This window comes from Actinoplanes sp. SE50/110 (assembly GCF_900119315.1).
Lineage (GTDB): Bacteria > Actinomycetota > Actinomycetes > Mycobacteriales > Micromonosporaceae > Actinoplanes.
The window spans coordinates 4,687,793-4,700,869 of record NZ_LT827010.1 but is presented as its reverse complement, the minus strand read 5'-3'; the positions used below and the strand labels follow the sequence as shown (position 1 = coordinate 4,700,869).

Genomic DNA, 13,077 nt, shown 5'->3' with positions numbered 1-13,077 from the left:
CGTCCTCGTGCTCGCGGGTGGTCTACGTGCTGTCACCGCCATAATATGTGCTCATGCACGCACGCGACAACATGGCAAGTGCCAGTGACCTGCAACAACGCGCTGTGAGTGACAACGTCATCGGTGCAGCAACGCTGGCGCTGGGGATGCTTGCGGACGCGACGCGGCTGCGGCTGATGGTCGCGCTGCTGGCCGGCGAGCAGGACGTGACCGCGTTGACGGCAGCGGTGGGCGCGGCGCGTCCGGCGGTGTCCCAGCACTTGAGCAAGCTGCGACTGGCCGGCCTGGTGGCCGCTCGGCGCGACGGGCGCCGGGTGATCTACGTGATCGCCGACGAGCATGTGGCCCGGCTGGTGACCGAGGCGGTCTACACCGCCGAGCACCGGGTGTCGGCCAGCCCGGACCATCATCTGCCCCCGCAACGCTGACCCGCCTCGGCGAATACCCAGCCGGAACCGCAGGGAGGCGGTGTCCGCCCCCGATCGGCTCCCCTGCCTCGCGTTGCTGCGCACGATCGCAGTGCGTCTCAGTACAGGTAGACGTCGATGAGGAAGGCTGCCAGGCCGGCGAGTGCGGCGGTGGCGGCGAGCCGGCGGCCGGTTCCCGCGGCGAGGGGCCCGAGGCCGAGCGCGAGCGCGGTGACCGCGATGGTGAACACGCCGCTGCCGGTGTCCTGCCACGAGGCGGGCAGGACCGCGACGGGCGCGTCGGTGAAGAACTGGGCGCCGTGGGCGGCGCGCAGGATCGCGTTCCACGCCAGCGGCCCGAGCAGGGCGCCGATCGCGGCGGTGGCGATCACGGCCGGGCGACGCGGCCGCACGGCGGCGGCGACCAGAACGGCGGCGAGCAGCGCGGACAGCGCCGCGCCGTAGATCATCGTGCCCCAACTGAGCATGATTCCTCCCGAACTCGTTCCCGCCAGCGATACCGTAACCACGGTTACATTACCGAGGGTGGACGGGGACGCGCGATGGACACGACACGCAGGCGACTCCTGCAGGCCGGCTGGACAGTCCCGGCCGCGGCATTGACCGTCGCGGCCGCGGCGCAACCGGCGCGGGCCGCCGGCGATGACCATGCCGGGGACTGCCATGGCCGCCTCGCGCCGGTGGTGACCGCCGCGGCGGACTGGGCGCCGGTCGCGCAGGCGCTGGGGCGAGAGGGCAAGCTGCTCGACGACGGCCGGGTCTACCGGGTCGGGTTCGCCCGTCGGGACCTGACCGTGGTCAGCGGCGCCGTGACGATCAAGCCGGCGTTGTCGCTGGGGTCCTACGCGGCTTTCACCCGCTACCGCGACGGACAGGTCCTGCTGATGGGCGACCTGGTGGTCACCGAGCAGGAAATGCCCGCCGTCACCGACGCGCTGCAGGCTGCCGGGCTGGCGCAGACCGGCATCCACAAACACCTGCTCGCGCACGAGCCGCAGCTGTGGTGGACCCACATCCACGCCGTCGGCGACCCGGTGAGCGCCGCCCGCGGTGTCCGCGCGGCCCTCGACCACACTGGCACTCCACCGCCCGCACCGGCGAACACCACCCCTGGCGAGCTGGACACCGCCGCCCTCGACCAGGCCCTGGGCCGGACCGGCGCCTGGGACGGCGGGGTCTACAAATACACGATCGCCCGCGCGGAAACGATCACCGACCACGGCCGGACCCTCACCCCGGGCATGGGCGTCACCACCGGGCTCGGCTTCCAGCCCGCCGGCGACGGCCAGGCGGCGGTCAACGGTGACATCGCCATGCGCGCCGACGAGGTCCAGCCGGTGATCACCGCCCTGCGCGGCGGCGGCGTAGCGGTGGTGGAGTTGCACAACCACGCCCTGCACGACGAGCCGCGCATGTTCTACCTGCATTTTTGGGGCCACGCGGACGCGCAGGCCCTCGCCCGGACGCTGCGCGCCGCGGTCAACGCCACCGCCACCACGCCGTAAGCACCTCGGCACGAGGGCCGCCTCGTCAGCCTGGGCGTCGCTGTCCGGCTTGCTGGTCCGCCTGTCCGTGTGCCGGCCGGGTAGTGCCGTTTCCCGACGACTCATCTACTGTAACCATGGTTACATCAATCGGGATGAGGGTGGTATGCGGTGACGGCACAGCGCACGGTGGTGTTCGTGTGTCCCCACGGGGCGGGCAAGAGCCGGATCGCGGCGGCCTGGTTCAACGGGCTGGGCCTGCCCGGCTGGACGGCGACCTCGGCCGGCATGGAACCTCAGCAGCAGGTCAGCGTGCACGCCGCACGGCTGCTGCAGAACACGCCGGTGCTGCCGTTGCTGGACGAGGCGATGCCCCGGCCCCTGTCGGCAGTCCCGGAGCGGGACCTGCTGGTCGCCATCGACTGCTCCCGCGAGTTCCCCGCCGACCACCGGTGGGACCTGGAGCAGCAGCAGTTCACCCCGCAGATGTGCACCGAGATCCGCGACCGGGTGCAGGCCCTCGCCGCTGCTCTTGCCGGGCAGCCGTCATGAGCCGACCAGCCGGGCAGTGGGTGTTGCTGTCCTACCGGATTCCGCGGGAGCCGTCCGCGCCGCGCATCGCGGTGTGGCGCAAGCTGGAACGCCTGGGCGTCGCCCGCCTCGGCGATGGCCTGGTGGGGTTGCCGGCCGACGCGCGCACCCGGGAGGCGCTCGACTGGATCGCCGACGAGATCCTGCAGGCCGGCGGATCGGCGACGGTGTGGCTGGCCGCTCCGACCACAGCCGCCCAGGAACGCGCCATCGCCGAGTCGATGCGCGACGCCCGTGCCGGCGAGTACGAGGCCGTGCGACTCGAAGCGCAAGCCGCTGCCGGGTTGCCGGACACCGAGCGGGCCCGCGTCGTGCGCCGGCTGCGGGCTGAGCTACGCCGGATCGACCGCCGCGACTTCTTCCCGCCGGCCGAGCGCGACGCGGCCCGCGCCGCGATCCAGGCCCTCACCGGCGCCGCAACCGACGTCCCGGTGGAGGAGGACGCATGAAGTGGGCCACCCGTGCCGGCGTACACATCGACCGGGCCGCATGCGCCTGGCTGATCCGCCGCCACATCGACCCAGACGCCGAGTTCGTGTTCGTCACCGACATGACGGCGGTCCCGGCCGATGCGACCCCGTTCGACATGCGCGGCGTGGATCTGGGCCACCACGGCGACGACTGCAGCTTCGAAACGATCGTGCGCCGCTACGAACTCACCGACCCGATCCTGTGGAAACTCGCCGAGATCGTGCACGAAGCCGACCTCGACGACGAACGCTACGACGCCCCCGAAGCCCCCGGCCTCGACGTGATCCTGCGCGGCTTGTCGATGATCTGCGACGACGAGCAGATCCTCGCCCTGACCGGGCCGGTCTTCGACGGCCTGTACGAGTACCACCGCCGCGCCCTGCTGCTGAACCGCCCACCTGCCTGAGCATCAGCCGTCACCCGCATGCCCGCCCGAGCTCCAGAAAGGCGCTGATGAACAGCACCGACCCGTCGTCCCACCCCTCCGCTGCGCCAACCGGCCCGGCACCGGGGCAGCAGCCGGCCCGTGACGTGGTCCCGTTCGGCGAGGCCGTCAAGGCGTGGCTCGTGATCTCACTGCAGACCTTCGGCGGCCCGGCCGGGCAGATCGCCGTCATGCAACGCCACCTGGTCGACGAACGCCGCTGGATCGGGCAGAAACGGTTCCTGCACGCGCTGAACTACTGCATGCTGCTGCCCGGGCCCGAGGCCCAGCAACTGGCCATCTACGTCGGCTGGCTGCTCAACGGCCTACGCGGCGGCCTGTTCGCCGGCACCCTGTTCGTGCTGCCCGGCGTGGCCGCCCTGCTCGCGCTGTCGGCGGTGTACGTCGGCTTCGGCGACACCACCGTGGTCACCGCCCTGTTCGCCGGCCTCGCCCCGGCCGTCGTCGCGATCGTCGCCCAGGCGGTGTGGCGCGTCGGCAGCCGCGCCCTGACCACCAAGATCCTCGTCGGCTTCGCGGTGGCCGCGTTCGTCGCCCTCGCCGTGTTCGGGGTGCCGTTCCCGACCGTGGTCGCCGCGGCCGGTGTGACCGGCTGGGCACTGCACCGCTGGCGGCCCGCCCTCGTCGCCGGCGGTGGCGGCCATGGCGGCGCCCAGGACGGCCCCCAGCCGTTGATCTCCGACGACGCGCTGCACGACGACCGGCCCTCGGCCCGGCGGGCGCTGACCATCCTGACGGTGGGGCTGCTCGCATGGTTCCTGCCGATCGCCACGGTCGCCGCCCTCACCGGGGTCAACAGCGTCTACACGCAGCAAGGACTGTTCTTCTCCGGTACCGCCGTGGTCACCTTCGGCGGCGCCTACGCCGTGCTCGCCTTCGTCGCCCAGCGCGCCGTCGAGCACTACGGCTGGCTGGCCGCCGGCGACATGGTCCGCGGCCTGGCCCTGGCCGAGACCACCCCGGGCCCGCTGATCATGGTCGTGCAGTTCGTCGCGTTCCTCGGCGCCTACCACCATCCCGGCACCGTCAACCCGTGGACCGCCGGCATCGTCGCTTCCCTGCTCACCACCTGGGTGACGTTCGTGCCGTGCTTCCTGTTCATCCTGTTCGGCGCCCCCTACGTCGAACGGTTGCGCGGCAACCACGCCCTGTCGGCCGCGCTGACCGGGATCTCCGCCGCCGTGGTCGGCGTGATCGCCAACCTCGGCCTCTACTTCGCCGTGCACACCCTCTTCACCGACATGCACGAGGTCACCAGCGGGCCGTTGCACCTGCAACTACCCGACGTCGCCACGATCCGCCCGGTGCCGGTAGGGATCGCCGTGGTCTCCGCCGGGCTGATCTTCCGGCTGAAATGGTCGGTCCTGCGGGTCCTGGGCATCAGCGCCGGCCTCGGCCTCGCCGCCGGACTGGCCGGCCTGCCCGGCATCTGACAAACCGGCGCCCCCGGGCGGACGTCCCGGCCCGGTTAAAGATCACTCTCGCTTGTGCCTTTCCCGGCACCCGACCCGCGGCACCTGTAGGCGTTCTCACAAACGGTCCATTGTGAGAACCGTCCGCCGACCGACACCACCGGCATCACTTCGGGTCGGATTTGTTCTCACAACGCGTTCTCACGCAAGCGCGTCGGTCCGCGATTCTGAGAAATGTTTGTGCGAGCATTCCGGGCATGGCCGAACCCGAGAACCGCGAATCCGACTCGCGTGACGCCGCCGCGATCGAGCGGCACCCGTGCCCACGCTGTCTGGCGCAGCCCGGCTCGCCGTGCCGGTCGCGCTCCGGCGTGGTCGCAACCTCGTACCACACCGGCCGGTTCACCAGGGTCGGCCGGCTGAGCAAGGCCCTGCGCGTGCTCACCCCGGCCGGCCGCGGCCCGGGCCAGCCGTGGCGGCCCGGCACCCCGCCGCTGACGCTGATACCCGCCGACCTCCCGAGCGCCGACATCCGGATCGGGTACGCCCGGTGCAGCACCATGACCCAGGAGCTCCAGTCACAGCTGGACGCGCTCGCCGCGCACGGCATCCCCCGCGACAAGATCTTTTCCGAGAAGATCTCCACCCGGATGCGCATCCGGCCACAGTTCGAGGCGGCCCTCGCCCTCGCCCGCGAGATCAAGGCCCACGCCCCGCACTGCCGGGTCATCCTCACCGTCAACGAGATGAAGCGCCTCGGCCGCGACGCCGCCGAACTCACCGCCCTCGCCGACCACCTCGTCGCGCACGGCCTGGTCCTGGAGATGCTCGCCGGACCGCTGCCGGGCATCTACGACCCGACCGGGCCCGGCCGGATCCTGTTCGCGTTCTTCGCCGCCCTGGCCGAGACCGAACGCGACAACATCCGCGAAGGCACCCTCGAAGGCCTCGATGCCGCCGCCCGGCAGGGCAAACACGGCGGCCGGCCCCCGGTCATCACCGACGACATGCTGCACACCGTGCTACGGCGCCGCGCCAACGGCGAGACCGTCGAAAGGATCCAGCCCGACCTGATCATCCCAACCGGCAAGCGCAAAGGCCGCAACCCGAGCGTGGCCAGCATCTACCGGGCCATCGCCGCGTACGAGAAGGCCCAGGGCTACCCGGACGCCATCGAGCAGGCACACGCTGAGCACGCAAAGCGAGCCAGCGACCGCCTCCCGGCGATCGTGCGCCCCCGGCCCGCTCGGGTTCTCGACCCGATCGACCCCGAACTGGCCGCCCGGATCCAAGGCCGCCCCCTCGACCGGATCGAGTAGCCGCTCCTCACCTTCACGCCGCAGCGGAACTCTCCAAGATCACCGTTAGCGCCAGTTTTCGCTCCGATGCTCCTCAACCCCCGCCACCGGCGCGGTCATCGCAGGACCAGCAGTCGCGGCGAAGCAGCGGCGTCGCCGGAGTCGTACGCAATAGGCGCCATGGAGGCCAGCGAACCCGGCGGCGGGGCCGCGGTGCAAGAGAAGGTACGACATCGCACCGGGAGAAGCTTTCAGAAGCGGCTGTTGGCCAGCCAGCGGCGCAGCAGGGCGCGGTCGCCGGTGGACGGGCCCGGTTCGCGGCGCCGGTTCAGGGTCAGCAGCAGCTCCTTGGCCGGCGCGCGCAGGGTCACGGCGGCGGGGACGGTGACGTCCGGAGTGTCGGTCCAGGCGGCGCCGGTCGGGGTGAGGGTGGCATGCCAGGTGTGCCGGCCATCGCTGAAGCGCAACGTTTCGCCAGCGCCGCGCAGGCCGGCCATCCTCGGCTGCGGGCGGGCGCTGAGCGTGGCGCAGCACAGCAGGATGTCGCTGACCCCGTCGACGGCCAGATCCTGGTCCAGGTCACCGCCGGGCGCCACGTCGAACCGGTGGATGATCAGGTCGTGCAGCATGCGGCGCGCCCAGAAACCGGCGATCGGATACTTCGGCACCCACGCCCAGACCGTCGTGTCGAAGCCGACGTCGCGGACCGCGGCGATCAGGTCCGCGGCACCCGAACTCAGCCACCCGGGCCAGTCGTCCGGGTCGTCGGGGGCCGGGATCACCGCGTACGCCGGCGGGGTCGGCGATGGTGATCTGATCACGCCGGTGGCCGTCCGATGGCCGGTGCCGACGTGGGTGACCAGGTCACGCAGCGTCCAGTCGGGGCAGGTCGGGATCGGCTCCCCGGCCGCACGCCCGCGGATCGCGGTGATCAGGCGGGTGGTCTCGGATTCCAGGGCGGACAGATACCGGTCAGGAGTGAGCCAGTCCACAGTTGTCGATGCTACGCACTCCGCAGCAGCCGGTACACCTCTGACCGTGGGCGGCGCCGGATCCGAAAATTCGTGCCACGCCGCCCGACTCCATCGAGGCCGGCAGTGTTGCTCTCCGGGCACCCGGTTCCGGGCTTTTCCGGCGGGCACAGGTGACGTCCTGGTTCACTCAACGGCGCCGAGACTGTCGCCTCTTGTGTGATCAACTCGAGCCAACGCCGCCCCGTGGTCAGAGCGCTCCGAGTCCGGCTCCGCCGGACCGTGCGCCAATGCCCGGGCCCGGCACGCCGACGAGCAGAAAAGCAGCGGTGTCCTTACTTCCTCGAATTCACGAACCGCCGCTTCTCGCGGTGTCTCGCCCCGCTCCACCATGCCACCCGATAGTTCCCACTGCCCTCAAGACCGGTTCAGCACGAGCAGGGTCTCGCCCTCGTGCGTGGCCACCACCAGCGCGAGCGGAAGCGGGATGTCGGCTTCGAGCAGCCCTGGCTCAATTTCCGCCTGGTCGGAACTCCAGCAATTCGATACCCGCCGCATCGGCGGCGATGAGTGGGGCCATGAGGTGAGTATTGCTCCGAAGCGGGCGGTGCCTGCTGTTTGATTCCCGACATGTCGGGAATGCGGCGCCGGACATCGCCGAAGGAGTTCTCCATGACATCCACGTCGAGCCGCATCACCACGGACGACGCACAGGCTCACTGGTACGAGGAGCGTGCGGCGCAAGCCACCTCACCCTGGATGTTCTCGCCCGCCGATGACCAGGCCACCCGGCGAGAGCCGCTCTGGTCCGGCTCCTGCCACGACGCCCGGTTCACCACGGTGCAGGGCCACGACTCGGTCTGGGTCCTGGCCACGGCCGGCGACGGGGCCCGCACGGCCCTGCGCGTGGCGTACTGTCCCGGCGGGCTGCTGCGAACGGTGGACGTGGAGCCGGCCGGCAGCGGTGTACGCCTGCGGGTCGAATCGGCGATCGGGACGTTCCGCACCGAGATCGCGCTGCCGGATTCTGACGTGGCCCTGCTGCACGCGACGACCACGCTGACGCCCGCCGCCACGCTGAGCGTGCCGTACTGGCCCCGGGATCTGATCCCGCTGGGTGACGGCGACGCCCTCACCGACTCGGCCGGGCGCGTGTACGCGTATCAGGAGGGCGTGCGCACCGGATGCGTGCACTTCAGCGTCACCCGGCCCGAAGGCGCCGGCAGCATCTACTACTTCCAGAACCTCACGGCGCTCAACGACTACGCCGAACAGACCACCACCTCGCTGGCCGGGGTGGTGGGCGGCGCGTGGCCGGAACTCGGCCTGTCCTTGCCGGTCTCGGTGGACAACCCCCTGCGTGCGGGGCAGGAGACGGTGCTGTCCGACGCGTACGTGCTGTTCTGGCCGTCGATCCCCGATGACGACACGGGGATGGCCGAGCAGTTCCTCGACTCGCTGGCGCGCATCCTGCTGCTGCTGCCGCACCGCGAGCCGGCCTACATGCCGTGGCCGGACATCGCCGAGAAAGCGCTGCGGGACCTGTCCCAAGCGGCCGGCTGCAGCACCCGCATCGACGGGCACCGGTTCCTCAACGCCTACGTCGGCGACGTCGATACACCGCCGGAGAGCATGGTGCAGCTGGCCGTCCTGCTGCCGCTGCTGGAGTACGCAGAGTGGCGCGGCGACGAGATCGCGCTGACCGGCGAACTGCTGGACGGGCTGCCGGGCTTCTTCGACGACGAGGCCGGGGTGATGGGGCGCTGGCTGATGGCCCGGAAGGACCGGCTGGACGGCTCCGAGCCGCAGAAGAAGCCGGGGACCATGGACTCCTGGTACCTGTACCACTCGTTGCTCAACCTCGCCCGGCTGGCACGCCACGGTGACCGTACGGCCCGGCGGCTGTTCCTCGACTCGATGGACTTCGCCGTCGAGGTGGCGCACCATTTCGAGTACCGCTGGCCGGTGCTCTACGACATGTACACCCTCGACGTGGAGGTGGCCCGCTCGGGCGAGGACGAGGCCGGGGAGAGCGACGTCGCCGGCCTGTACGTGCACGTCATGCTGGAGGCCTTCGAGCTGACCCAGGACCGGCGCTTCGTCACCGAGGCGACGGTCGCCGCCGACCGGCTGGCAGGGCTCGGGATGCGGATGTTCTACCAGGCCAACGTGACCATGTTCGGCTGCGCCGCGCTGCTGCGCCTGGCCGAGCTCACCGGCGAGCAGCGGTTCCGCCGCCTGAGCTACGTGGCCCTGGCCAGCGCCTTCAACAACACCTGGACCTGGGAGTGCGACTACGGCCACGCCGCTCACTACCCGACGTTCCTGGCCATGCTGCCGCTGCGCGCCGCTCCGTACATCGCCGTCATGGAAGCGATCGAGGCCTTCAGTGCGGTCCAGTACTACCTGCGCTCGTTCTCCGAGCCGATGCCGTCCTGGATGACGGTCCTGCTGCCGCAGTTCTGCCGCGGACTGCTGGAGCGTGCGGCCTTCTACTACCCGCAGAACCTGCCGGACGACGTGATCAGCGACGAGCAGGAGTCAGGATCGCTCGACGCGCGGCTCTGGATCCCCCTGGAGGACCTGCGCGACGGCTGGGAACGGCCGGGCCAGGTCGGGCAGGAGGTGTACGGCGCCGGTGTGCCCTTCGCCCTCGTCCCCCGGCAGTACCGCCGGATCCCCGAGGCCGGCCTGCTGGTCTTCACCGACTACCCGATCGCCGCGTTCACCGTCGGCACCGGCCGGGCGACGCTGCGGGTGACCGGGGACGCCCGGTTCACCTGCCGGCTGCTGCTGATCCCCGACGATCCCGACCGTACGCCGCAGGTCTCGGTGAGCGACGCCGCCGACGGCGGGCTCGTGCCCGCTGACCGCACCAGCGAGGGATACCTGGACCACCGGCTGCGCGGCGACCAGGCCGTGATCATCCGTTGGCAACCGACTGAGAACGAGGAGCACGTCCATGACCGCCACCGCGCAGAAGCATGAACCCGCCACTGCCCTGCTACCCGAGTCGGTAGCCGGCAAGAACATCCTGATCACCGGCGGAAGCACCGGTATCGGCCGGGCCACCGCCGAGCTGCTGGCGTCCGCCGGGGCCCGGGTGGCGATCGTCGGACGCCACCAGCCGGAACTCGACGACGCGACACACGACATCCACGCGGCCGGCGGTGACGTGCTGGCACTGCGGGCCGACCTCACCGCCGACCGCGACGTCCAGCGGGTCTTCGCCGAGCTCGACCGGCATTTCGGCGACGTTCACATCGTGATCAACAACGCCGCGCTGGGTGCCGGGTCGATCGCCGAGGGCACGTACGAGCAGTGGGAGTACGTGGTACGCACCAACCTGCTGGCCTACCTGGCCGTCACCCATGAGGCCGTCACCCGGATGAGAGAGCAGGGCAGCGGCCACATCGTCTGCATCGGGTCGATGAGCGCGGACGTACGCGAGAAGGGCAGCTCGGTCTACGTGGCCACCAAATCCGGGATCCAGGGCTTCACCGAGGCGCTGCGCAAGGAGGTCAACGAGTTCGGGATCAAGGTGAGCCTGATCGAACCGGGCGCGGTCGGCACCGACATGCAGGCGCAGTTCTCGCCGCAACAGCAGCGTGAGCAGATCGAAGCGATGACGATGCTGGACGCCCGGGACATCGCCGCCTGCGTGCTCTACACGCTCACCCAGCCGCGCCGCTGCGACGTCGTCGACATCAAGATCCGTCCGCACCGGCAGGAGATCTGATCCACCGCCCGTGTGGCCGCCTCATGCCGCGGCCACCGCCAGTTGGTCCGCGGCGCGCGGCACGCTCGCCACGGCGGACGCGGCGACCGGCGGCACCGCTCGCTGCCGGCGGGCGCTGACGAGCACCGTGCACACCACCAGAGAACAGGCCAGCCCGGTCAGCGAGCACACCAGCACGGCGCCCTGGCCGAGGCTGTAGGCGTACGCCGCCCAGCTGAGGTTCGCCGCGCTGGCCAGCACCCACCGCAGCCCGGACACTCCGGACAGGTCTTGCCGGCGGTCGCGCAGCAGGGCCAGCGGTTGCGGCACGTTGGCCAGCACGACCGCCACGGTCAGGACCATGCCCAGGACCGACGCGAGCGTGCGGTGCTCACCGCCGGGCAGGCTCGCGAGCCCGGCGGTGAGCGCCGTGGCCGACAGCAGCACCGCCGCACCCACGGCGGCACGCGCACCGAAACGGCGCTGACGCAGCTCGGCGCGTGCCGCGAGCAGAGCGACCAGCACCGCGATTCCGGCGCCCGCGCCCACCGTGTTGGTGTAGATCTGCACCGGGTCGTCGATCAGCAGCCCGTACTCGACCCATCCCACCGGCAGCGCGAATCCCAGCCAGGTGGCGGTGGGCGACAACCCGGCGGTGCGGCGCAGCACACACGAGCGCCACACCTGCGGCCACATCAGGGCGATCGACAACGCCGCGGCGAACCAGCCCAGCACAGCGGAGAACATGAACCTACCCATCGCAGACATGCGACGGCCGGGTGCCAGCCGCCGGGGAACGTCTGCTGATTCGGCCCGCGTCACGAGCCGCTGAGTCGAGCCGGCCGGCTGCTACCGACCGGGACCCGAGAGCAAACCGGGGTCAGGTCACACGCTGATCGCCACGAAGACCGCCCCGGTGCCGCTCTTGTCGGCCGCGGTCTCGAACGCCTCGTTGATGCGTTCCAGCGGGAACCGGTGGGTGATCAATCGCTGGGCGTCGAGCATGCCGCTGGCCAGCAGGTCGACCACCATGCCCTGTTCCGGGTCGAGCTCGTGCACGGCGAAACTGGCGCTGGGCAGGATCCGGATTTCCGACTTCTGGATGTCCTGCCACGGCAGTGCGATCTCCACGTCACCCTCGTCGAAGCCGCCCACCACCACGACCGCTGCGCCGCGGCGCGCCGCCCGGGTGGCTTGCGGGAGCGTCACCGGCATCGCCGGGCCGCCCACGCACTCGAACACGACGTCAGCGCCCCGACCGCCCGTGAACTCCATCACCCGGGCGACGACGTCCTCGTTCGCGGCGTCGACGACGGCGTCCGCCCCCAGCTCGCGGGCCATGCGCCGCGACGACGCCACCACGTCACTGATGATCACCCGGGCGCCGGTGGCCTTGGCGAGCATCAGTTGGCCCAGCCCGATCGGGCCGGCGCCGAGCACGGCGACCCGGTCGCCGATCGAGAGCCCGCTCAGATGCTGCGCATGCAGGCACACCGAAAGCGTGTCGACGAGCGCCGCCTCCTCGAAACTGATCCGCTCCGGGAGCCGGTACAGCTTCGCCCGCGGCGCGACGAGGAACTCGGCGTAGGCGCGCGAGACGGTGCGCGTACGCACGTCGTACAGATGGGGGCAGATGTTGTAGCGGCGGACCCGGCACCATGGGCAGACACCGTCACCCATCACGGTTTCGACCACCACGCGGTCGCCCGGGTTCAGGTCTGACACGCCCGGTCCCACCTCGGCGACCTCGCCGGCCACCTCATGTCCCATGACACGGCCCGTCACCGCGGGATCGGGGACCTTCCAGTGCCGCAGATCCGTTCCACAGACACCGGCCACACGCACCCGGATCCGGGCCCAGTCCGGGCCGGGAAGCTCCGGCGAGTCGACTTGTTCGACGGTGAATGTCCCGTCCGCTGTCTTGACCGCTGCCCGCATGCGCGGCGCCTCCTCGATCCGGTTCGCGAGCCGGTCGCGCAGGCGAGTGGCACGCCAGCTCAGCCGGGGGCCGACTCTTCGCACTCTACGGATCGCCGGGGCCGCGGATGCGCCAATCCGGATCATGGCGGTCATGCCCGGCCGGGGCGTGATGACGAGGCCCGTCGTATAGAAGGCCATTGAGACTGGCGGGCTCCGTTGATCGAGTAGTCGGAGCCTGCCAGTCTCAATGGCCGTGACGGGGTGCGGCGTCGGAACGGCCTGCTGGGGTGCCGGTAAGAAACCTGTCACCAGCCGCAGATGACGGCCTGTATGTGCGTT

The 13,077-nt window shown here is 70.9% G+C and carries 14 protein-coding genes; 9 read left to right on the top strand and 5 right to left on the bottom strand.

Annotation, left to right across the window (positions count from 1 at the left end):
* The first annotated feature begins 53 nt into the window (after positions 1-53).
* Positions 54-428, top strand: coding sequence for a metalloregulator ArsR/SmtB family transcription factor (locus tag ACSP50_RS20820; protein ID WP_014691241.1), 375 nt, complete (start codon positions 54-56; stop codon positions 426-428).
* Positions 429-526: 98 nt separating this feature from the next.
* On the opposite strand, the gene ACSP50_RS20815 is transcribed toward ACSP50_RS20820, so the two are convergent.
* Positions 527-895 (bottom strand): hypothetical protein, encoded by a 369-nt coding sequence (locus tag ACSP50_RS20815; RefSeq protein ID WP_014691240.1) that lies wholly within the window; start codon positions 893-895, stop codon positions 527-529.
* Positions 896-970: 75 nt separating this feature from the next.
* Between ACSP50_RS20815 and ACSP50_RS20810 the strand changes: the two genes are divergently transcribed.
* The 6 genes from ACSP50_RS20810 to ACSP50_RS20785 all read left to right on the top strand — a co-directional run bounded on the left by ACSP50_RS20810 (position 971) and on the right by ACSP50_RS20785 (position 6,150).
* Positions 971-1,933 carry a DUF1259 domain-containing protein gene (locus ACSP50_RS20810; RefSeq protein WP_014691239.1) on the top strand — a complete coding sequence of 321 codons (963 nt, stop codon included), beginning with the start codon at positions 971-973 and terminating at the stop codon, positions 1,931-1,933.
* Positions 1,934-2,083: 150 nt separating this feature from the next.
* Complete coding sequence (locus tag ACSP50_RS20805; protein WP_014691238.1) at positions 2,084-2,464, top strand: hypothetical protein; 381 nt, start codon at positions 2,084-2,086, stop codon at positions 2,462-2,464.
* Positions 2,461-2,952 carry a Chromate resistance protein ChrB gene (locus ACSP50_RS20800; RefSeq protein WP_014691237.1) on the top strand — a complete coding sequence of 164 codons (492 nt, stop codon included), beginning with the start codon at positions 2,461-2,463 and terminating at the stop codon, positions 2,950-2,952. The genes ACSP50_RS20805 and ACSP50_RS20800 overlap by 4 nt, the downstream gene beginning before the upstream one ends.
* Positions 2,949-3,380 (top strand): chromate resistance protein ChrB domain-containing protein, encoded by a 432-nt coding sequence (locus ACSP50_RS20795; protein WP_014691236.1) that lies wholly within the window; start codon positions 2,949-2,951, stop codon positions 3,378-3,380. The genes ACSP50_RS20800 and ACSP50_RS20795 overlap by 4 nt, the downstream gene beginning before the upstream one ends.
* 47 nt (positions 3,381-3,427) lie before the next feature.
* Positions 3,428-4,852, top strand: a complete 1,425-nt coding sequence (gene chrA, locus ACSP50_RS20790; RefSeq protein ID WP_014691235.1) for a chromate efflux transporter — start codon at positions 3,428-3,430, stop codon at positions 4,850-4,852.
* A gap of 236 nt (positions 4,853-5,088) precedes the next feature.
* Positions 5,089-6,150, top strand: a complete 1,062-nt coding sequence (locus ACSP50_RS20785; protein ID WP_014691234.1) for a recombinase family protein — start codon at positions 5,089-5,091, stop codon at positions 6,148-6,150.
* 230 nt (positions 6,151-6,380) lie between these two features.
* Here the strand turns inward: ACSP50_RS20785 and ACSP50_RS20780 are convergent, their stop codons facing one another.
* Entirely contained in the window at positions 6,381-7,121 is a 741-nt protein-coding gene (locus tag ACSP50_RS20780; RefSeq protein WP_014691233.1) for a maleylpyruvate isomerase N-terminal domain-containing protein, read from the bottom strand.
* 165 nt (positions 7,122-7,286) lie between these two features.
* Complete coding sequence (locus ACSP50_RS45105) at positions 7,287-7,493, bottom strand: hypothetical protein (RefSeq protein ID WP_172898779.1); 207 nt, start codon at positions 7,491-7,493, stop codon at positions 7,287-7,289.
* A 279-nt stretch (positions 7,494-7,772) separates the two neighbouring features.
* Here ACSP50_RS45105 and ACSP50_RS20775 point away from each other — a divergent pair, with 279 nt between their 5' ends.
* Together ACSP50_RS20775 and ACSP50_RS20770 are read left to right on the top strand one after the other, a co-directional pair.
* Complete coding sequence (locus ACSP50_RS20775) at positions 7,773-10,088, top strand: hypothetical protein (protein ID WP_014691231.1); 2,316 nt, start codon at positions 7,773-7,775, stop codon at positions 10,086-10,088.
* Entirely contained in the window at positions 10,063-10,839 is a 777-nt protein-coding gene (locus ACSP50_RS20770) for an SDR family oxidoreductase (RefSeq protein ID WP_014691230.1), read from the top strand. The genes ACSP50_RS20775 and ACSP50_RS20770 overlap by 26 nt, the downstream gene beginning before the upstream one ends.
* A gap of 21 nt (positions 10,840-10,860) precedes the next feature.
* Here the strand turns inward: ACSP50_RS20770 and ACSP50_RS20765 are convergent, their stop codons facing one another.
* Positions 10,861-11,577 (bottom strand): SemiSWEET transporter, encoded by a 717-nt coding sequence (locus tag ACSP50_RS20765; RefSeq protein WP_231956669.1) that lies wholly within the window; start codon positions 11,575-11,577, stop codon positions 10,861-10,863.
* A gap of 126 nt (positions 11,578-11,703) precedes the next feature.
* Positions 11,704-12,840: a zinc-binding dehydrogenase gene (locus tag ACSP50_RS20760; protein WP_197688070.1), complete on the bottom strand. Its 1,137-nt coding sequence runs from the start codon at positions 12,838-12,840 to the stop codon at positions 11,704-11,706.
* Positions 12,841-13,077: the final 237 nt, after the last annotated feature.